General features: G+C 50.5%; 20 protein-coding genes. All 20 read left to right on the forward strand.

Annotated features, from left to right (window positions below; genetic code table 11):
* The first annotated feature begins 159 nt into the window (after positions 1-159).
* A complete protein-coding gene (gene queC, locus A372_RS0107900; protein ID WP_026010952.1) occupies positions 160-831 on the forward strand; it encodes a 7-cyano-7-deazaguanine synthase QueC in 672 nt (223 codons plus the stop codon).
* The gene (gene queD, locus A372_RS0107905; RefSeq protein WP_019420295.1) at positions 828-1316 is read left to right on the forward strand and encodes a 6-carboxytetrahydropterin synthase QueD; all 489 of its coding nucleotides are present in this window, start codon (positions 828-830) and stop codon (positions 1314-1316) included. Before queC ends, queD begins: the two co-directional genes overlap by 4 nt.
* Positions 1313-2038, forward strand: a complete 726-nt coding sequence (queE, locus tag A372_RS0107910) for a 7-carboxy-7-deazaguanine synthase QueE (protein ID WP_019420296.1) — start codon at positions 1313-1315, stop codon at positions 2036-2038. Before queD ends, queE begins: the two co-directional genes overlap by 4 nt.
* A gap of 89 nt (positions 2039-2127) precedes the next feature.
* Positions 2128-2619 carry a preQ(1) synthase gene (gene queF / locus A372_RS0107915; RefSeq protein WP_019420297.1) on the forward strand — a complete coding sequence of 164 codons (492 nt, stop codon included), beginning with the start codon at positions 2128-2130 and terminating at the stop codon, positions 2617-2619.
* 74 nt (positions 2620-2693) lie between these two features.
* On the forward strand, positions 2694-2981 hold the full coding sequence (gene yabP / locus A372_RS0107920; protein WP_019420298.1) for a sporulation protein YabP: 288 nt from the start codon (positions 2694-2696) through the stop codon (positions 2979-2981).
* Positions 2978-3619, forward strand: coding sequence for a spore cortex biosynthesis protein YabQ (gene yabQ, locus A372_RS33540; RefSeq protein WP_019420299.1), 642 nt, complete (start codon positions 2978-2980; stop codon positions 3617-3619). Before yabP ends, yabQ begins: the two co-directional genes overlap by 4 nt.
* A 144-nt stretch (positions 3620-3763) precedes the next feature.
* Positions 3764-4090, forward strand: coding sequence for an FtsB family cell division protein (locus tag A372_RS33545; protein WP_019420300.1), 327 nt, complete (start codon positions 3764-3766; stop codon positions 4088-4090).
* A gap of 124 nt (positions 4091-4214) precedes the next feature.
* The gene (locus A372_RS0107935) at positions 4215-4709 is read left to right on the forward strand and encodes a S1 domain-containing RNA-binding protein (RefSeq protein WP_019420301.1); all 495 of its coding nucleotides are present in this window, start codon (positions 4215-4217) and stop codon (positions 4707-4709) included.
* Between the two features lie 528 nt (positions 4710-5237).
* The gene (spoIIE, locus tag A372_RS0107940; RefSeq protein WP_019420302.1) at positions 5238-7742 is read left to right on the forward strand and encodes a stage II sporulation protein E; all 2505 of its coding nucleotides are present in this window, start codon (positions 5238-5240) and stop codon (positions 7740-7742) included.
* Between the two features lie 218 nt (positions 7743-7960).
* Positions 7961-8725 (forward strand): VWA domain-containing protein, encoded by a 765-nt coding sequence (locus A372_RS0107950; protein WP_026010953.1) that lies wholly within the window; start codon positions 7961-7963, stop codon positions 8723-8725.
* The gene (locus A372_RS0107955) at positions 8697-9740 is read left to right on the forward strand and encodes a protein kinase domain-containing protein (RefSeq protein ID WP_019420305.1); all 1044 of its coding nucleotides are present in this window, start codon (positions 8697-8699) and stop codon (positions 9738-9740) included. Before A372_RS0107950 ends, A372_RS0107955 begins: the two co-directional genes overlap by 29 nt.
* A 209-nt stretch (positions 9741-9949) precedes the next feature.
* Positions 9950-11536 carry a tRNA lysidine(34) synthetase TilS gene (gene tilS / locus A372_RS0107960; protein WP_019420306.1) on the forward strand — a complete coding sequence of 529 codons (1587 nt, stop codon included), beginning with the start codon at positions 9950-9952 and terminating at the stop codon, positions 11534-11536.
* 136 nt (positions 11537-11672) lie between these two features.
* Positions 11673-12221, forward strand: a complete 549-nt coding sequence (gene hpt, locus A372_RS0107965) for a hypoxanthine phosphoribosyltransferase (RefSeq protein WP_019420307.1) — start codon at positions 11673-11675, stop codon at positions 12219-12221.
* Positions 12222-12311: 90 nt separating this feature from the next.
* Complete coding sequence (gene ftsH, locus A372_RS0107970) at positions 12312-14447, forward strand: ATP-dependent zinc metalloprotease FtsH (RefSeq protein WP_019420308.1); 2136 nt, start codon at positions 12312-12314, stop codon at positions 14445-14447.
* A gap of 167 nt (positions 14448-14614) precedes the next feature.
* Positions 14615-15559, forward strand: coding sequence for a quinolinate synthase NadA (nadA, locus tag A372_RS0107975; RefSeq protein WP_019420309.1), 945 nt, complete (start codon positions 14615-14617; stop codon positions 15557-15559).
* 138 nt (positions 15560-15697) lie between these two features.
* Complete coding sequence (nadB, locus tag A372_RS0107980) at positions 15698-17314, forward strand: L-aspartate oxidase (protein ID WP_019420310.1); 1617 nt, start codon at positions 15698-15700, stop codon at positions 17312-17314.
* The gene (gene nadC / locus A372_RS0107985; RefSeq protein ID WP_019420311.1) at positions 17307-18170 is read left to right on the forward strand and encodes a carboxylating nicotinate-nucleotide diphosphorylase; all 864 of its coding nucleotides are present in this window, start codon (positions 17307-17309) and stop codon (positions 18168-18170) included. The genes nadB and nadC overlap by 8 nt, the downstream gene beginning before the upstream one ends.
* A 6-nt stretch (positions 18171-18176) precedes the next feature.
* Positions 18177-18950 carry a type III pantothenate kinase gene (locus tag A372_RS0107990; RefSeq protein ID WP_019420312.1) on the forward strand — a complete coding sequence of 258 codons (774 nt, stop codon included), beginning with the start codon at positions 18177-18179 and terminating at the stop codon, positions 18948-18950.
* A gap of 65 nt (positions 18951-19015) precedes the next feature.
* On the forward strand, positions 19016-19933 hold the full coding sequence (gene hslO, locus A372_RS0107995) for an Hsp33 family molecular chaperone HslO (RefSeq protein ID WP_019420313.1): 918 nt from the start codon (positions 19016-19018) through the stop codon (positions 19931-19933).
* A gap of 42 nt (positions 19934-19975) precedes the next feature.
* Positions 19976-20926 (forward strand): peptidylprolyl isomerase, encoded by a 951-nt coding sequence (locus A372_RS0108000; protein WP_019420314.1) that lies wholly within the window; start codon positions 19976-19978, stop codon positions 20924-20926.
* Positions 20927-21072: the final 146 nt, after the last annotated feature.

A 21072-nucleotide genomic window follows, 5' to 3' on the forward strand; every position in this document is an offset into this window, starting at 1 on the left:
TTTCGCTTTGTTCAAGAATGCAGGTATGCGGGCGCGTCCCGGTGCATGGCAGACGAGGGAACAAGAAAGGATGAGAAAAACATGGAAACAGAAATGAATAACCATATCAATGTGTCGAGCTTCGCTGAAGCACGCCCACACGAAGACCGAAAGGCGGACATGCCGAAGGAGAAGGCGATCGTCGTCTTTAGCGGCGGTCAAGACAGCACCACGTGCCTGTTCTGGGCCATGCAGCGCTTCGGCGAAGTGGAGGCAATTACGTTCGATTACGGACAGCGGCACAAGAGCGAGATGGATTACGCGAAGCGGATCGCCGAGAAGCTGCACATTCCACACCGCATTCTTGACATGTCGCTGCTCAATCAGCTGGCGCCGAACGCGCTGACGCGGGGAGATATCGACATTGCGCATGAAGAAGGGCAGCTGCCGAACACGTTTGTCGAAGGACGCAACCTGCTGTTCTTCTCGTTCGCGGCGATTTACGCCAAGCAAATGGGTGCAAGACATATCGTCACCGGTGTCTGTGAAACCGACTTTAGCGGTTATCCGGACTGCCGCGACGTATTCGTCAAGTCATTAAACGTTACGCTCAATCTGGCGATGGATTACGGCTTCGTTATGCATACGCCGCTGATGTGGCTAAATAAAGCGCAGACCTGGCGTCTCGCCGATGAACTCGGCGCATTCGACTTCGTGCGCACGGAAACGGTCACCTGCTATAACGGGCTGCCGGGCGACGGGTGCGGCGAGTGTCCGTCATGCAAGCTGCGCCGTGCAGGACTGGAAAGCTATCTGGCGGAACGCCAGCAGCATGAGGATATGAGCGTATGAGTACACCAGGACCGTTCCGCATCGTAGACAAGCTGCAGACGTTAGGCGCGGACATCTCACGAGAATCGCTGCGCTATCATCGCCACAGGGTGCTCGTGAGCAAGGAGTTCACCTTTGATGCGGCTCACCATCTGCATGCCTATGAAGGCAAGTGCAAAAATCTCCATGGCCATACGTACAAAGTCGTGTTCGGATTAAGCGGCTTCGTGAACGATATCGGATTGGCACTCGATTTCGGAGATATTAAGGACATTTGGAAGGACCGCATCGAGCCGTATGTCGATCATCGTTATTTGAACGAGACGCTGCCTCTGATGAACACGACGGCGGAAAATATGGTCGTATGGCTGTACGAGCAAATGGATGCCGCGCTGCGCACGGAATCGTATGAGAGCCGCTGTGAAGGCGGGCGAGTGGAATTCGTGCGCCTTTATGAGACACCAACGAGCTACGCTGAGGCCAGACGGGAGTGGATGGACTCATGACGATACCGGTTCTGGAAATCTTCGGCCCGACCGTGCAGGGGGAAGGCCTGCTTGTCGGTCAGAAGACGATGTTCGTGCGCACGGCAGGCTGCGATTACCGCTGTTCATGGTGCGATTCCGCCTTTACGTGGGATGGATCGGGGAAAGAAGACATTCGTCCGATGGCGGCAGAGGATATTTTCGACGAATTGAACAGACTAGCCGCAGGCTGCTTCGAGCATGTCACCATATCAGGCGGCAATCCCGCCTTAATACCTGGCATGGGCGAACTCGTCGATCTGCTGCATGCGCATGGGATCCGCTCCGCAGTGGAGACGCAAGGCTCGCGCTGGCAGGACTGGCTCATGCGCATTGATGATGTCACGCTGTCCCCGAAGCCTCCGAGCTCCGGGATGGATACTGATTTCGATCGGCTGGACGACATCGTGAACCGGCTGTGGAACCGCTCTGAATGCAAAGGATTATGCTTGAAGGTTGTCGTTTTCGACGAGCAGGACTTACAGTACGCCATACGCGTCCATGAACGATATGCTGACATTCCATTCGTCCTGCAGACGGGCAACGACGATGTGCACAGCTCTGATGATGACGAACTCATCCGGAGCCTGCTGCGTAAATACGAATGGCTAATTGACCGAACAGCCGCCGAACCGAGGCTGAATCGGGTACGAGTGCTGCCGCAGCTTCATACGCTTGTGTGGGGCAATAAGCGCGGCGTATAAGAGGCAACAAAACTTGTACTTCTCGGTGCTGAAAAGTTTTTTATAACTCACAAATATTAATTTAAGAGAGTTAGAGGGGGAGATCACTTATGGCAGGCAGAAATGAAGCGGAGCTGCAATTGCAGCAGCTCGGCGCCAAGACGGAATATCCGGCAGACTACGCACCGCACGTATTGGAATCCTTTGATAATAAACACCCGAACCGTGATTATTTTGTCAAATTCAATTGTCCGGAGTTTACGAGTCTATGTCCAATGACAGGTCAGCCGGACTTCGCGACGATGTACATCAGCTACATTCCCGGTCAGAAATGTGTCGAGAGCAAGTCGCTCAAGCTCTATATGTTCAGCTTCCGTAATCACGGCGATTTCCATGAAGACTGCGTCAACATCATCATGAACGACCTTATCGCCCTGCTTGATCCGAAATATATCGAGGTATGGGGCAAATTTACGCCGCGTGGGGGTATTTCTATCGACCCCTATTGCAATTACGGACGCCCGGGAACAAAATACGAAGAGATGGCGTCCTACCGGCTCATGAATCACGATATGTATCCGGAAAAAATCGATAACCGATAACGCTTGTTCAACAATCGGAGTTCTATTCTTGCGGCCCCTTCATAAGCTAGTGTTGAGAAGGAGGGGTACATGCTATGAACGAATTAACAAAATCAACGGCTAAACGTCAGGAAATTAAAATGTTGAACCGCAAGCTGCTTGAAATTAGCGGAGTAAACAAAGTGGAGAGCTTCGACAGCGAAGAGTTCTTGCTGGATACCGAATGCGGGTTCCTGACGATACGCGGCCACAATTTGCATATTAAAAACTTAAGCCTCGATCAAGGACTCGTCGCCATTGAAGGCACGGTCAACTCCCTGACCTATTTGGACGCGAACGCTCAAGATAAATCCAAAGGCTTTTTCGGGAAGTTATTCAAGTGAGCCTGTATACGCAATGGATGACCGTCCTGCTCATGATGATGAGCGGGCTGGCGCTGGGCTTGGTGTATGACAGCTATCGCGTCGTAGCGGGGCAATTCAAATTTCCTCGATGGACTTTACCATTCTTGGATGTATTGTATTGGCTCGCTGCGACGCTGTTCGTTTTCCAAATGCTCGTCAAGGGCAATCAGGGGGAATTGAGGTTTTACGTGTTTCTGGGACTGGCCTGTGGGGCATGGCTCTACGCGGTCGTTCTTAGCAAGATGACCGTCGCAGTCGTGATGTGGTTGGTCAAGGCGGTCAAAGCGATCGTACGTTTTGTGCTGCGATGTCTCTACGTTCTTATCATTTTGCCGTTGAAAGCGATATGGCTTTTTACCAAGGGCTTCATCTTATTTTTAAAATCGGTCGCTATGTTCCTTATCAAAATTGTGCTACAATGTTTAAGACCGCTGGCACTTCTTGTGCTATGGGCGTTTCGACCGCTTGTCATGCCGGTATGGAACCGCTTCGGTATGACAGAGCGAATGCTGAGAACCGGGCAGACTCTGAAGCTGACGGCTCATCGCATCACTGCTTGGATGAATCGGGGTATACAGTTCATTGGACGCGTCCTTCATCCGAAGAATAAGCAATAATAACTGTGTCGACTAGTAATCTCATTCACCTCGCAGTATCGGATTGTCCTTGATCAGACGACGGCAGAGCCGTACCGCCCGTTTCATAGGGAGCAGTAGAGGGTATACGTTAAAGTGGACGATTGAACTCAAGGAGGTGTGCGTATGTCTGTGTCTGTTTCCCGAACACCAGACCGCTATCGCGATAAGAAAATAGCTGGAGCGAAACGTAGGCTTCGTCTGTGGACGGCCTTTATGGTACTGTTTTTGGGATGGGGCACTTATACGTACATTACTCAAATGTCCACAATGGAAGATTTGCGCGAGGATTTGAAGGTGCGCGAGAAAGAAAAGCATGCGGCAGAGCTAGTCCGCAACGAGTTGAAGCAGGAGGTGGAACGGCTCAATACGACCGAATACATCCTGCAGATTGCGCGAAGTCGAGGCATGGTACTGCCTGATGAAGTCATCATTCGAAAACACGATGAATAGGCGTAAAATCGGGACAACCGTCGGTTGACCAATATCGCGCCGTTACAGTATAATCACCACATAAGCATTGTTTTTGTTGATCAATGTTTTCGTTTAACATTTTAAGGGAGGAACATTTTATTCTATGACAATTGAAGTGGGCACCAAGTTAGAAGGCAAGGTGACAGGTATTACGCATTTTGGAGCGTTCGTTGATCTGTCGGGAGGTGTCACGGGACTGGTTCACATCTCTGAAATTGCCGATAACTACGTCAAGGACGTGAATGACCATTTGAAGATTGACGATATCGTCACGGTCAAAGTTATTAACGTCGACAAGGACGGCAAGATTGGCTTGTCTATTAAGCAAACTATTGATAAACCTGCATCGGAACAGAGACCTCCAAGAGGACCTCGACCGGACCGTCCGGACCGTCCAGGACCTCGTCCTGATCGTCCAGGAAGAGATGGAGGCAGGTATGGACAAGGGAACCGGGACCGGGGGGGACGCAAGTCGCCTAATTTCGCTTCTTTTGAGGATAAAATGTCGCGCTTCCTTAAGGATAGTGAAGAACGCATTTCTTCTTTGAAGAAGAACACGGAATCCAAGCGCGGAGGCCGTGGCGCTCGCCGGATGTAATGAATATAACAAATGGAAGCCGCAAGCCGAAAATATCGGTTTTGCGGCTTTTTTTAATGGCACGACAATAAGCCTTCCCGCCTTTTGCGCGGTCTGGAAGGTTATTTGCGTTAGCTGAACGCCGTGAGTCCCCTAGACCAACCTTCGTCGGCACCCGTGGGAGCGTCATATGCCTGTCCACCACGTTGTGACGGAATCGGGGTTTCGTCGCACGCCGTTTGTCGGCTGTACTTTTTTTGTCGTTGGGGTCAGCGCTTACGACAGGTTACTACGTCATTCTGTATGCTTTGCCCCCGATTCTTCTTCGCTTCCTGTGAAAGCGTTACAAAAATGTGACAATGCCACTGCTTCAGCAAAGAGAGAGAACTGACCGCAACCCCTTGTCAGGCTGAGCCTGTCCGCTTTTTTGCACGAGGCTCAACTGATGTCGGAAAGTTTTTTGGATGGAATTCCTTATTATGACAAACTATTTCGATTCCCTTTTCTATAATGAGAGCACACAATTCAGAGAATAGGTGGTGCTTGGCAATGAGTAAGACGAAGGTAATTCCGTTTCCGAAGAAAAGCTGGCAAGGTGTTACGGACGGTGAAGGCGTGTGGGCACAAAGCGCAAACAAATGGCGCTTGGAGCGGTTCAGACGCGTCCTTGGCACACGCAAGTGGACAATTATGTTCGTCTTGATCGGATTTTTGCTTGGGCGGGCAATGATTTTAAATGAGTTGTTTCCGTTTGCTGCAGCCTTTTTCACGGTTATTTACTTTACTCGTCGTGAGCTGGCAACATGGGTAGGCACGGCGCTGCTTGCCGGCAGCTTGTTCGCCCCCGTGCCGATCACACTCATGATGGGAATGCAGCTCTTGCTCATTGTCCTTCTGCACCGCGGATTGAAAGCCTATGAACGAACCGACATGAATGCGGCTCCGTTTATGGTGTTCAGCGCCACGCTCATCGTAAAGCTATTCGTCACTTTCGTATCGACGACATTTACGTGGTATGCCTTCCTGATGGACTTTACCGACGCCATCCTCGGTCTGGTGCTCACCCTTGTATTCATTCAGGCGCTGCCTGTGCTGACGATGAGCAAACGCAATTACACATTGCGCATCGAGGAAATGATTTGCCTAATGATACTGCTCGCATCTGTAATGACGGGAGCCGTAGGATGGACGGTTCAATCGCTTCAGCTTGATCATATTTTATCGCGATATTTCGTTCTGCTGTTCGCGCTCGTCGGCGGCGCTCCGCTTGGAGCTTCCGTAGGTGTTGTGTTAGGCCTCATTCTGGGCCTCGCCGAGCCGAGCTCCTTGACGCAAATGAGCGTATTGGCGTTTGCCGGGCTTCTGGCCGGGCTTCTGCGTGAAGGGAAACGCTGGGCTGTCGCCTTCGGCATGCTGCTCGGGACAGCGATTCTGTCCGTCTACCTTGGGCCTCCGATTCAGGTGATGGCCTCAACGTGGGAGACGATCGTCGCTGCGGCGCTATTTTTGCTTACTCCTAAATCCATATGCTCGACCTTGGCCAAGTATGTGCCTGGTACGAGCGAACATGCGAAGTCGCAGCATGAATATGCGAAGCGGGTCCGGGATATGACCGCGGATCGCGTGCAGCAGTTCTCGGAAGTATTCCGCCAGCTGTCACGCAGCTTCAAGCAGACGGCCAATACGGAAGAGCCGCTTACAGAAGATGAGAAGGCAAATAGTCTAGTTGAATCGGTGTCTGCCATAACTTGCACCGCTTGTCCTAGGCGCCAGGCCTGCTGGAGCCACAAATATGTGCAGACGATGACGGTGATGACGCAAATGCTGCACAAGGTGGAGAATCAGACCGAATATACCGAATGGAAGGAGAAGCACATGCCCCAGACGTGGAAGAGCCACTGTATGAAGGCACCACAGGTGATGGCTCTGCTGCGCGACCATTCTATTCGCTATCAACATGATGAGCATTGGCGCAAGCAAATTCAGGAAAGCCGGCATTTCGTGGCCGATCAGTTGGATGGGGTATCGCAGGTGATGGACGACTTGGCGCGGGAAATACAGCGGGAAGGACGCGAGCTCTTTATGCAGGAGGAACAAATACGGCAAGCTATGGAGGATTTGGGCTTGTCTGTGCATCGGGTCGACATATTGACCTTAGACCCCGGCCGTATCGAGATTGAAATGATTCATTCCTTTACGGATGGTTACGATGAATGCCGCAAATTAATTGCGCCGCTCTTGTCCGATATATTGGGCGAACATATCGCCGTACGTGAAGAGCGGATGACAGGCACGGAAGGCCATGGGATGGTGACCTTTGTGTCGGCCAAAGCATTTGAAGTAGAGACCGGTCTCGCCAGTGCGGCGAAGGGAGGTGATATGTTATCTGGGGATAGCTTCAGCGCTTTGGAGCTCGGAAGCGGAAAGTTTGCAGTCGCTTTAAGCGATGGGATGGGCAACGGAGAGCGGGCCCGTATGGAGAGCAGCGCTACATTGAATCTGCTGTCTCAGCTGCTGCAATCGGGCATTGATGAGAAGCTGGCCATTCAATCGGTCAATTCTGTGCTGATGCTTCGATCACCTGACGAAGTGTTTGCGACCGTTGATTTGGCAATCATTGATTTATATTCAGCCAATACAACCTTTATGAAAAGTGGTTCAATTCCAAGTTTTATTAAGAGCGGAAACGAGGTGCGTTTAGTTTCTTCTGGAAATTTGCCGATAGGTATCATACAGGATATTGATATTGAACTTATTGATTCTTCATTACAGCCGGATGATATTCTCATCATGATGACGGATGGCATTTTTGATGCGCCAGGGCCTGCGGTGAATAAGGAACTATGGATGAAGCGTCTGATCAGTGAGCTGGAGACGGATGATCCGCAGGAGATAGCCGATATTTTGTTAGAAACGGTCATTCGCCATTCCAGCGGGCGGATAGAAGACGATATGACGGTCGTCGTAACGAGGGTGACGCGGCATCAGCCGCAGTGGGCCACTCTGCATTGGAACGGACATGATCGAATGGACCGTCCACTTACGGTAAGTTAACCTTTAAGAGGTTGAAGTGCTTCCGGTGCAGTTTTCTTACGATAACTTGTACTTCTTCGTACTGGAAAGTGACTTTTTTGAACATGAAATAATTTAGCGCTTCGTCATCATTATCTCTAGCAATTCGCTGCATTGCGTCAATGCTAGGGTTAAACTCTCTCATCAAAGGCAACACTGGAACTAGATTGTTAGTGACGATGGGAGGGTGATGGGAAATGATGAAGCAGATCTTACTCGTTACGGACGGATGTTCCAACGTGGGGGTGCAGCCGGCGGTTGCCGCCGCACAGGCAAGAGAGTTAGGCATTGCGGTGAACGTTGTCGGCATTGTAGATTATGGAACGATAGGGGTGCTGGGCGGACGTGAAATTGAAGATATTGCGCAGGCGGGAGGCGGCATCAGCCGTATTGTGCAGTCGCATCAACTCTCGCAGACGATTCAGATGATGACGCGCAAGACCGTCGTGCAGACGATTCATCAAGCTATGAATAAGGAGCTGCGGCAAATTCTTGGGGCTGATGGAGCGGACAGCGTTGAAGCGCTCCCTCCGGATCAGCGCGCTGAAGTGGTGCGTGTGATGGATGATATGAGCGAGCAGTCTCAGCTTAGAGTTGCTCTATTAATTGATGCCAGCGCGAGCATGAAGCCGAAGCTGGCTGCGGTGGAGGAGGCGATACGCGATTTGATGCTCAGTCTGCAGGCACGGGTCGGGAAGAGCGAATTGAGCGTCTTTCATTTTCCGGGGCCTCATGGAGGGGAGGAAGCGGTACAAGATCTGGAATGGACGGATGATATCGGCCGCGCAAAGCGCTTATTTCAACGGCTGAATATGCGGGGGACAACGCCGACGGGTCCAGCCCTCTTGAAAGTGATCGATTATTACCAATATGATAGTCATACAAGCTCTTCCTCAGCCGAGGAGCAAACGTATCAACAAGAAGGAACGGGAACGGATGGGATATGGAGTGACTACATCGTTTAAAGCGGGAGGACAACTGCATACCGTTAAGACTGCGGTTCGGCAAATCAGCGTCGCGCCCGGGACCGTGCTGAAAGGCATGTGGAACGAACGCATGTATCGTATAGAGCGGCTTCTAGGGCGCGGAGCGAACGGTGTCGTCTATTTGGTGACCATGCTGGCGATAGAGGAGAACCGCGAGCGGAGTTCGGGGTCATTTGCACTCAAGATGGGAGTGGATGCGGTCGATTTTCAATCTGAAATCAATGCGCTGCGTTCTTTGGAGCGCCAGCGCCGCACACAGGACGGTCGAGTCGGCCGCCACGGCGCCAGGCCTTTTCTTGTCGACATTGACGATGCGGATGTGAGTGGACAGCGGATTCCGTTTTACGTCATGAGATATGTTCCCGGTGTAAGCTTGAAGGCGTATATTTATAAGAACGGAGCCGACTGGTACGGTCTGGTCGGGGGGAAGCTATTGGCTAGGCTAAATAAAGTCCATCAGCACGGCTGGGTGTTCGGTGACCTGAAAGCGGAAAATGTGCTTGTCAACGATGACGGCACAGTCGAGCTTGTTGATTACGGCGGGTTAACTGCAATCGGGAATAGCGTGAAGCAGTTCACCGAGCTGTATGATCGCGGGTACTGGCACGCAGGCTCCCGATCGGCCGATTGCGGGTACGATTTATTTTCTTTTGCCGTACTGACGATTCAGATTCTTGGCGAGAAAGAATTGCGCGAACGTCTGAAGGCTAGCTTACCGCAGACACGCGATGTGAAGGACTTGCAGGAATTAGTGCGCAACCATCCGCGATTGAGACCTTTTGAATCGTGGCTTACGCGTGCTCTAAAAGGTGCATTCGCCTCTTCAGAGGAAGCCTATCGACAATGGCAGGAACTGAGCCATCGACTATACCGGACGAGTAAGAAGCCCCATCGGCCGACTCCGCTATGGTTGAAATGGTTTTTTGGCGTGTCTGTATTTCTGCTGGTCATAAGTATCGCGTTGGCGGCATGGGGCTTCGATTTACGGAGGTGATTGTGTTATATTGAAAAAAAGAAAAGGTTTGAATCTTAATGGATTTTGGATCGTACTTATTATTTATAGTACGTGATTAAAAGGGAACTTTTTGAACAACCTCTTATACATAACATAACGAAGTTCTAGTTTTTTAGTCTTTGCCTCATACATATGTTTGCGAGTTGAATCAGTAAGAAGTTATATTGAACAGAAATCGGGGATGAACAATGGCACCAGGAGAAAGACCGGGCCAAGGAAGGGACTATGCTTGGCAGCAGTGGATTGTGAGACTTAAGGATTCGGCGGAGCAGCGTCTTCTGTGGCACGAAGAGGATACAATCGTGGTCGCTGTGTCCGGAGGACCGGATTCGATGCTGCTTCTCTATGCGCTTCATGAATTGATTGAACAGCGCGAGGTAGATGGCAGGGGCCGTCTTATTGTCGCTCACGTCCATCACGGCTTTCGCAGCAGGGAATCTGATGAAGAGGCGTTGTTTGTGGAGCGGGAGGCACAGAAGCTGGGACTCCCTTTCGCAATGACGCGCGTCGATGCTCCTGGACTTGCTGAACAGCGGGGACTGAATCCGCAAGCCGCTGCTCGCGAGTTGCGGTACACTTTTCTGCAGGATGTTGCCCAGCGTTATGATGCCTCTCATATTGCTCTTGCCCATCATGCCGATGATCAAGCGGAGACCGTGCTGATGCGCATGCTGCGCGGAACTGGAAGCACCGGTCTGGCTGGTATGGCTTGGAAGCGCGAGGAGGGCGGACTTACGTATATTCGGCCGCTGCTTCATATGCGGAAGACGGATATACTGGAGTGGTGCGCCATGCGGAACATTCCTTATGTAACGGATAGCAGCAATACAAAACGTGACTACACTCGCAACCGATTGCGTTTAGATATTTTGCCTCTATTAGAGAACGAAAATCCGCAGTTAGTCTCTGCTCTATGTAGAATGGCGGATACATTGCGGGATGAGGCCGACTGGTTGGAGGAAGAAACGCATAGGTTGTTTCAACGACATGTGAAGACGGTAAACAATGATGAGGGAAGTCCATTCGTTTCTCATGCTGGCTCGGGTTATCTTCTAGACCGGAAGACATTTTGCAATACACATGTTGCTTTACAACGCAGGTTGATTAAACTAATATTAAATTATCTCACGCGGGAAGCGGAACAGATTGATTTTGATGTCATTGACACGCTGCGGAATGCGGCGGCAAGAGAACACCCTTCCACATGGAGAATGGATGTTTCTCGCGACGTTGCGTTCGTGCGCGAATATGACCGTCTGCTGTGGCTGCGTCAGGATGTCTCTGCTTCTGATGATATCCGCTGCGTGAAGAGCTTGACGATACATAGAACGAGTACATCGGGTCATTTATCGTTACCGCTTAATAACAGCATGCTGCACTGGATGATCAGGGCTGCAGCAGATAGAGATGCAACTTCGAATATGCGGCATCTCATTGACAGTAGTGACTCTAGTGCGGGCCCGCGCGTGCGCGGACGGACTTGGGAAGCTCAGTTCGATGCAGACACATTGTGCTGGCCGCTTCATGTCCGATCTCGCCAGCCGGGCGATCGGATGCGTGTGCAAGGATTAAACGGCAGCAAAAAAGTGCAAGATATGTTCGTTGATGCTAAAATTGGGCCGTCATTGCGAAGCTTCATTCCTATTGTGACGGATCATAACGGACAAATTGTATGGGTGCCCGGAGTACGGCGTTCCGATGTTGCGCTCGTACAGCCGTCAACTCAGTACATCATTCATTTCGTACTGGAAGGCGGGGCGCATGCTTCAACGTAGTATCAACGATATGACAGCAGTTCGGTCATTCGTAACCGTATGGAACGATCTTTGTTCACATAAGTATTAAAGGTTGTTCAAAAAGTCCCTTTTTGAACACGCACTAATTAGTATTCACTCTAGGAGGGGCCCATCATTGCATAACGACATTGAAAAGGTAGTATTTAGCGAGGAACAAATACAAGCGAGAGTGCAGGAGTTGGGGGAACAACTCAGCCGTGATTATGAAGGAAAGTGCCCGCTTGTCATTTGCGTTCTGAAAGGCGCTTTTATCTTTATGGCTGATTTGGTGAAGCGGATTTCCGTTCCGTTGGAATTGGACTTTATGGCTGTGTCCAGCTATGGAGCATCAACGAAATCGTCAGGTGTCGTCCGGATTATCAAGGATTTGGATGTGCCTGTTGATGGCCGCGACGTATTGATTGTGGAGGATATCATCGATACGGGGTTAACGCTTAGCTATCTTATCGAAGTGCTGCAAGGACGTAAAGCGAATTCCATCCGTGTAGTTACGCTCTTTGATAAACCGGCGCGCCGTACCGTAGATATGGAAGCTAATTATAAAGGCTTTGTGCTACCCGATGAATTTATCGTCGGTTATGGTCTCGATTTCGCCGAAAGATATCGCAACCTCCCATACATTGGTGTATTAAAACCCGAAATTTATACAGATGAAGCAAAGTAACAATTCAGCTGTCATTGCTTGCGTGGTCAAGTTGTGATGGCAATACGTGCTATGATACAATAACTTCGTGTCCTTGAGAGGAGGTTGGGGATGAATCGGTTTATTAAGAACTCTGGTTTTTATCTGATTCTTTTTTTAGTCGTGGTTGGTATTGTCCAATTTATCGGAAACGGCAATGAAGCCACGGACACCCCGAGATATGACCAGTTTCGCAAAGAGCTAACGACCAACAATATAGAAGAAATGACGATTCAGTATGAAGGTCGGGCATATTTGGTCATCGGTAAATATAAGAAGATTCCAGAAGGGGCGAAATCTCAGCAGTTCGTTACGTATATTCCGGACAGCAACCCGGCTGTACAAGAGATTATGAACGCTGGGGAAAACCAGCAATCGCTTAAAATTAACTGGAAAAAGATGGAGGAACAAAGCCTGTGGCTTACGTTTTTGACCTCCATTATTCCGTTCATCATCATGTTCGTCCTGTTCTTCTTCTTCTTTAATCAAGCTCAGGGCGGGGCCGGCAAGGCAATGAACTTCGGTAAGAGCCGTGCTCGCTTGTATAACGAAGAGAAGAAACGCGTCACCTTCGAAGACGTGGCAGGTGCGGATGAAGAGAAGCAGGAATTGGTGGAAGTTGTAGAGTTCCTGAAAGATCCGCGCAAATTCGCCGCACTCGGCGCGCGCATCCCGAAAGGTGTACTCTTGAACGGTCCTCCGGGTACCGGTAAGACGTTGCTTGCTCGTGCCGTAGCGGGTGAAGCAGGCGTACCATTCTTTAGCATTTCCGGTTCGGACTTCGTCGAAATGTTCGTCGGGGTCGGTGCGTCACGTGTGCGGGACTTGTTCGAAAATGCGAAAAAGAACGCGCCTTGCATTATCTTTATCGATGAAATTGATGCCGTTGGACGTCAGCGCGGCGCCGGACTCGGCGGCGGGCACGACGAGCGGGAGCAGACACTCAACCAATTGCTCGTTGAGATGGACGGCTTCGGCGCGAACGAAGGCATCATCATTATCGCGGCGACGAACCGTCCCGATATTCTCGATCCGGCGCTTCTGCGTCCGGGCCGCTTTGACCGCCAGATTACGGTGGACCGCCCAGATCTGAAGGGCCGCGAAGCGGTATTGAAAGTTCACGCGCGCAACAAGCCGTTGAACAAAGACGTGAGACTCGAAACGATCGCCAAACGGACGACTGGATTTACAGGCGCCGATTTGGAGAACTTGTTGAACGAAGCGGCGCTGCTTGCCGCACGGAAGAACCACAAGGATATTACGATGCAGGACGTTGATGAAGCAATTGACCGCGTCATCGTCGGTACGGAGAAACGCAGCCGCATGATTAGTGATCGCGAGAAGCGCATTGTTGCTTTCCATGAATCAGGACATACCATTATCGGATACTTCTTGGAGCATGCCGATATGGTTCACAAAGTAACAATCATTCCACGCGGACGCGCAGGCGGATACGTTATCATGATGCCGAAGGAAGACCGCATGCTCGTAACGAAGCAGGAGCTGCTGGACAAAGTGACCGGCTTGCTCGGCGGACGCGTTGCCGAAGAACTGTTTATCGGGGAAATTGGCACAGGCGCGTACAGTGACTTCCAGCAAGCGACGCGCATTGTGCGCAGCATGATTATGGAATACGGAATGAGCGACAAGCTTGGACCGATGCAGTTCGGTAATCGCCAAGGAGAAGTGTTCTTGGGCCGTGACTTGGGCCACGAACAGAATTACTCCGATGCTATTGCTTATGAAATTGATCAAGAGATGCAGAACATTATGAACGAGTGTTATGAACGTGCGAAGCAGCTCTTGACTAAGCATACACGTGAAGTGAATCTGATTGCGACGACGTTGCTTGAAGTAGAAACACTTGAACTCGAGCAAATCAAGGAGCTCATTGAAGAAGGCAAATTGAGCAAAGCTCCATTTGAGATCAACTCCGATTCAACAGGCTCATCCAGCAACACTCCTGTAATTGAAACGACAGGGGATGTGAAGGTGAACGTGGTAGGCAAACCGGAGAAGCTCGGCCCGACACAATGGGGAGATACCGGCACAGCTAAGCCGGCAGACGATGCTCCGAACAGTTCTTCTCCGCAAGAGCAAGAGCTTAAGCAGGAACCATCGTCATCCGATGCTCAACAAGAGACTCCATCAGATGAGTCATCCTCTTCTCCTTCGGATCCAACAGAAGAGAAGAAAGACGATAAGTAAGATGGCAGCCTATAGTTATACCCTCATTCGCTGATTCCGGCGATTCTAGAGTGCACATTCATGTGCACTCTATTTTTTGTTTTGAACAACCGCTTAGATTGAATTGACACGGGGGGAGGCGTTGTGTAAATTAAGTGTTAACGACAAGGCCAAGGGGTGAAGAGAAGGTGCAGTTAGAAGCACTGGCACTGGCACGCAAGGAAGAGCAGCAACGGGAACTTCGTGAACGGTTAATGGAACTGAAGAAGAAACGCAATGCAATTATTCTTGCTCATTACTATCAGCGGGATGAAATTCAGGAAGTGGCTGATTTTCGGGGCGACTCGTTTCTGTTGGCCCAAAAAGCAGCGGAAACCGATGCGGAAGTTATCGTATTTTGTGGGGTTCATTTTATGGGGGAAAGCGCCAAAATATTGGCACCAAACAAAACGGTCATTATCCCCGATGAACGTGCCGGTTGTCCGATGGCCGATATGGTGAATGTGGACGGATTGCGCAAGCTGAAAGCACAGCATCCGAAAGCTAAGGTTGTAACTTATATTAATTCTTCGGCAGAGATTAAGGCGGAGACGGATATTTGTTGTACGTCCTCGAATGCGGTTAAGGTCATTGAATCGCTTGATGCGGACGAAATTATCTGGGTTCCCGATAAAAATCTGGGCCATTATGTACAAGAGAAGACAGGCAAAGAGCTGATTATTTGGGAAGGGTACTGCAACACGCATGATATGCTGACGGTAAAAGATGTCGTGGAGATGAAGTCGAAATATCCGCATGCACCGTTCGTCGTTCATCCGGAATGTCGTCCGGAAGTAGTGGCCATGGGTGATTTTGTAGGGAGTACGACAGCCATCCTTGAATATTGCAAAAATTCCGATGCGAAGGAATTCATTATCGGCACGGAAGATGGAACGGGGTATCAGTTGCGTAAAGACAGCCCGGATAAACAGTTTCATTTTGCAACCAAATTTTTGGTTTGTCCGAATATGAAAGTGAATAACTTGAAAAAACTCGTGAAATGCCTCGAAACGATGCAGCCGCAAATTTACGTGCCGCCGCATGTCGCAGAGAAAGCACGGTTATCATTGGAGCGTATGTTACAAGTGAAGTAGCATGCGCTACTCTTCTGATCAACAAGAAGAGGTTGATCAAAAGGTCCCCTTTTGATCACGAAGCACTTTTGAACACGCATAAGAAGTGACTTCGTCATTGCTGAAATGAACCGAGGGCTATTGAGGAGATGAACGGGCATGATACCACCGTATTTGATCGATTTTTCACTTGATAACATTGAGCAGACACATACCGACGTTATCGTCATCGGTGCAGGAATCGCGGGATTATATACAGCTATTAAAGCAAGCGAGCAGCACCGCGTGCTCATCATTACGAAGAAATCGCTCTTTGACAGCAACACGCGCTATGCGCAGGGAGGAATTGCGGCAGTGATTGCAGAGGATGACTCTCCAGCTTATCATCGCCAAGATACGCTCGTTGCAGGTGCGGGTCTCTGCTCACAGGAAGCGGTCAACGTGCTCGTTCATGAAGGGCCTGCCGGCGTGCAGGAGCTCATAAATATGGGGACCGCATTCGATGTGGAGAACGGAGCGCTTGCGCTGACCAAGGAAGGGGCACATAGTCATCGGCGCATTCTGCATGCGAATGGAGATGCTACCGGCTACGAAATTGTGCGTGCGTTAGCAGATAAAGTAAAAGGGCTGCGTAATGTGACGGTATGGGATGACCATTTCGCGATTGATTTAGTCGCTGAACGAGGGGAATGCCGCGGTGTCATCGTACAGCGCCCTGATGGTGAGCGTGTATTTGTGAGCGGGAAGGCAACTGTGGTATGCTCCGGAGGGACGGGTCAATTGTACCGTTATACGACCAACCCGGAAGTTGCGACTGGGGACGGCATTGCAATGGCGTTCCGGGCGGGGGCTTATGTTCAAGATATGGAATTCATTCAGTTCCATCCGACTGTGCTCTGCTACCCGGGGGCACCACGGTTTCTTATCTCGGAAGCAGTTCGGGGTGAAGGAGCGGTACTTCGTAATATTAAAGGTGAACGCTTTATGGAGAAATACCATCACCAATTGGAGCTTGCGCCGCGCGATGTTGTTGCTCGTGCCATCCTGAGTGAGATGGAAGCCACCAAATCTACGTTCGTTTATTTGGATATATCGCATGAATCGGAAGATATGATTAAGCACCGGTTTCCTACCATTTATGAAACCTGCTTGCAATACGGTTTGGATTTAACGTGTGACTGGATACCTGTAGCGCCGGCGGCGCATTACATGATGGGCGGAATCAAGACCGATCTGAATGGAGAAACGAACATTCGGCGCCTGTTCGCCTGTGGAGAGACCTCTTCTACCGGAGTGCATGGAGCGAACCGCCTCGCGAGCAATTCGTTGTCAGAGGCTATCGTCTTCGGCCGACGCATCGTTGATCACATATCCCAGCTATCCCCGCTCATTCCTTCTGAGACTCGTACGGATTACCAAGCGGAACGGCGGGAGCATTCGTGTCAGCCTGTTGTCGAACGACGGCTGAAGCTGCAGAAGGTGATGGTTCGTTACGCTGGGCTCCGCCGTCATGCGGAAGGACTAGCTAAAGGATTGGATGAGTTGAAGCGGCAAGATACGATTTTTCATGTGAAATTAACGAAACGGGAAGAATATGAATTTGCCAATATGCTTACCTGCGCTATGCTTGTAGCCGAATCAGCCTCTTGGCGCGAAGAAAGCCGCGGAGCACATTCCCGTGAAGACTATCCAGAGCGTGACGACGAATGCTGGCGCAAACATACGCTGGTGCATCGCGAGCGAGGGATAACAGAGGAGAGAATCAACGATGTTTAGCGTGGAACGAATGGCCTTGCGCCGCCAACTCGAAGCATGGCTGGAGGAAGACTTGGGTACCGGAGATGTCACGACTGCATTCACGATTCCTGCTGGGCATACGTCGAAAGGGATTATTCATGCGAAGGATGACGGCGTCATCGCTGGGCTGCCTGTTGCCGAAGCCGTATTTGAGGTCGTGGATGATGCATTGCAGTTCAAGGCCTTAGTCTCGGACGGGGATGTTGTCAAGCGCGGTACGATTTTGGCCGAAGTGGAAGGGAGTACGCACAGCATTTTAATGGGAGAACGGCTTGCCTTGAACTTGCTGCAGCGGATGTCCGGCATTGCGACAAAGACGAGCTCTTTCGTACAGGCGATCGAAGGTCTATCTGCCAAGCTCGTTGATACGCGCAAGACGACGCCGGGGCACCGTGCGCTGGAAAAATATGCGGTTAGAGTCGGAGGCGGCTTTAACCATCGCTTCGGTCTTTATGATGCAGTGATGATCAAAGACAATCACATTAAGGGAGCCGGCGGTATTCAGGCTGCTGTGGAGCGGGCACGCGGACAGATTCCGTACACGATGAAGATTGAGGTCGAAGCGGAATCGATTGCACAAGTTCGCGAAGCGATTCAGGCCGGAGCCGACATTATTATGCTCGACAATATGGATGAAGCGCGTATGAAAGAAGCGGTGCAGCTCATTCGCGACGCCGGGCCGCATATTCTGATTGAAGCATCGGGAGGAGTCACACTGGATACGATTCGCAGCAAAGCGCTGAGCGGTGTCGATGTCATTTCCGTTGGAGCGTTAACGTACTCTTTTGCGGCGCTCGACATCAGTCTCGATTTGAATGCGAAGAAAGAGGGTTAGTGTACCGTGATATTCGTCATCGATGTTGGAAATACGAATATTGTACTAGGAGTATATCAACAAGAAACCTTGCTTCATAATTGGCGCTTGTCGACAAGCCGGCAGGCGACAACCGATGAGTACGGGGTCATGATTCATAACTTGTTTGCTTTGGCTGGGTTATCGGTCAAAGATATAGAAGGCGTCATTATGTCTTCCGTCGTACCGCCAATTATGCATACGCTGGAACAGTTATGCGAGACCTATTTGTTTAAAACGCCGGTCGTTGTCGGTCCAGGCGTTAAGACGGGGCTTAACATCCGCTATGAGAATCCGCGTGAAGTGGGGGCGGACCGAATCGTTAACGCGGTCGGGGCGATAGAGCTGTACGGAGGGCAAGATCCGCTTGTTGTGGTCGATTTCGGTACGGCTACGACGTTTGACGTGATAGATAGTAAAGGGAACTATTTGGGTGGGTCCATTGTGCCCGGTATCGGTATTTCGACGGAAGCGTTGTACCAACATGCGGCCAAGCTGCCTCGCATTGAGCTGACGAAGCCGAAGTCGGTCATTGGCAGGAATACGGTTCACTCGATGCAAGCCGGTATTATATTCGGCTACGCGGGCCAAGTAGACGGGATTATTGACCGGATACGGGACGAGCTGGGGGCGCATCCTAAAGTCATTGCGACTGGCGGACTCGCCGAATTGATTGCCAGTGAATCGCGCACGATCGATACGACCAATCCGTTGCTTACGCTAGAAGGATTGCGTCTCATCTATAACCGAAATAAAGTGTAACCAATTAGAGGTACTAATCGATGTGGTCACACGTCTGAAAATATGTAGCGCAACAGGAGGCTTCAATGATAGAAAGCAAGGAACAACAAGCACACGAGCAAAATAAACAGCAGGATAAACTCATTCGCGGCATAGCGCTCGGAGGGAAAGTCCGTATTTTTGCCGTTCGTACGACACAGTTAGTGGATGAATTGCAGCGCCGCCACGGCACCTATCCTACTGCAACTGCAGCCCTTGGCCGCACAGTTACGGCCGCTGCCATGATGGGGGCGATGATGAAGGGAGAAGAGAAACTTACGATTCAGGTCAAAGGCGACGGACCGATCGGACAAATCGTAGCCGATGCGAATGCGCGCGGCGAGGTTCGGGGTTACGTTACGCATCCGCAAGTCCATCTGGCAAGCAATGAGCAAGGCAAGCTCGATGTCGCTGGAGCGGTTGGCCGGGATGGCTTTATCCATGTTATGAAAGATTTGGGACTGAAGGAGCCTTATCGCAGCAGCTCGTCTATCATCTCTGGCGAACTTGGCGAAGATTTCACTTATTATTTCGCCACATCCGAGCAGACGCCATCTGCAGTCGGATTAGGAGTACTGGTTGATGCCGACTCTTCGGTGCTTCATGCCGGAGGCTTCATCATTCAACTGTTGCCTGGCATGACGGATGAAGAAATCAACAAAATCGAACAGTCGCTCAGCATACTTCCACCGATTACTGCTCTGTTGGATCAAGGTCTGGAGCTTGAAGAATTGGTGACGTGGATTGTTGATGACGTTCAAGTGATGGACTCCATGCCAATCGTCTTTCGCTGCCAATGCTCCAAAGAGCGGGTAGAGAAGACGCTTATCAGCCTCGGCACAGATGAATTGAATGCTATCATTGAAGAAGACGGGAAGGCTGAAGTCGTGTGCCATTTCTGCAATGAAGCGTATGATTTTAACCGTGATGAATTAGTGGAACTGGTAGAACAAACGAAGAACTAGCGCACGTATGAACGGAAATATGGGATAAGGGAAGCAAGCAATATGACGAAAGAAGTCAAAAGCTTATGGGGCTGCATCATTATTTTATTTACCTGCATCATCATACTTGCAGGCATCCTCATCTTTCGGCTCGACACGACGGCAGAAGAGCATGATGCAACACTCCCCCCTAAATCCTCGTCAGTTGTTGCCACAATAGGCGATGAGTTGGTGACTCGATCGGAATGGGACGCCGAATTACAACGTCAGTACGGAGCTATGGTGCTAGAGCAAATATTGACGTCCAAAGCGGCAGAAAAAGAAGCGAAAACGCTCGGAATCGATGTTACCCGGGAAGAAGTGGAATGGGAACTGAAGCAGCAGATGAGAGGGTATGATGATGAAGAGGTCTACTTTCAGGCTATGCAGGAGCAGCTTGGAATGAGTCCCAGGCAGCTGCGGCAAGATTTGTATAACCGTCTCCTAATGGAGAAGATTGCGACCAACGGTGTAGAAGTGACGGAGGAAGAAGTTGAGAGGTATCTTGAGAAGCATCGCGATGTATACGAGCTAGTTGCGTCATATGACATCGTCCACATTATCGTCCCGACCGTGCGGGAAGCCAACGAAATTTTGAAGCGGGTGCAGCAAGGCGAAACCTTTGCCGACCTTGCCGAGCAGCTTTCCCGTGATGAGTTTACTTCAAACCAAGGAGGACGGCTTGGGTGGATTGATGAAGATGATCCTTTCGTGAACACAGCTGAATTGAATGCGGCCACCCAAATGTCAGTCGGTGAAATATCAGAACCGATCCAGGTGAAGGACGGGTATGCTATCGTGATGCTGAACGGAAAAAAAGAAGTCGAACCGGAAGAACGCAAGGCGCTTCGAGGCCGGGTGCGCAAAGACTTGGCTCTGTCGAAGACATCGCCTTTAACGGACTGGGAAGAGGCGCTGCGAAAAAAGTACAATGCGGCAATCAAGGATTCGGCATTCGCCGAACATCATGGATAATGAAGGGGTAATCGCAAGAGCGAGGGAGATGCTTGTTCTTGCGACTATCCCTTTTTTTATTTATAGAGGAAGTTCAAAAAGTCCCCTTTTGATAACGGAGTATCGCAAGATGTGATTCGGCATCGAATCTTGCATTCACCCTCGAA

The sequence above is a fragment of the Paenibacillus sp. OSY-SE genome (genome assembly GCF_000283315.1).
Taxonomy (GTDB): Bacteria; Bacillota; Bacilli; order Paenibacillales; family Paenibacillaceae; genus Paenibacillus_B; species Paenibacillus_B profundus.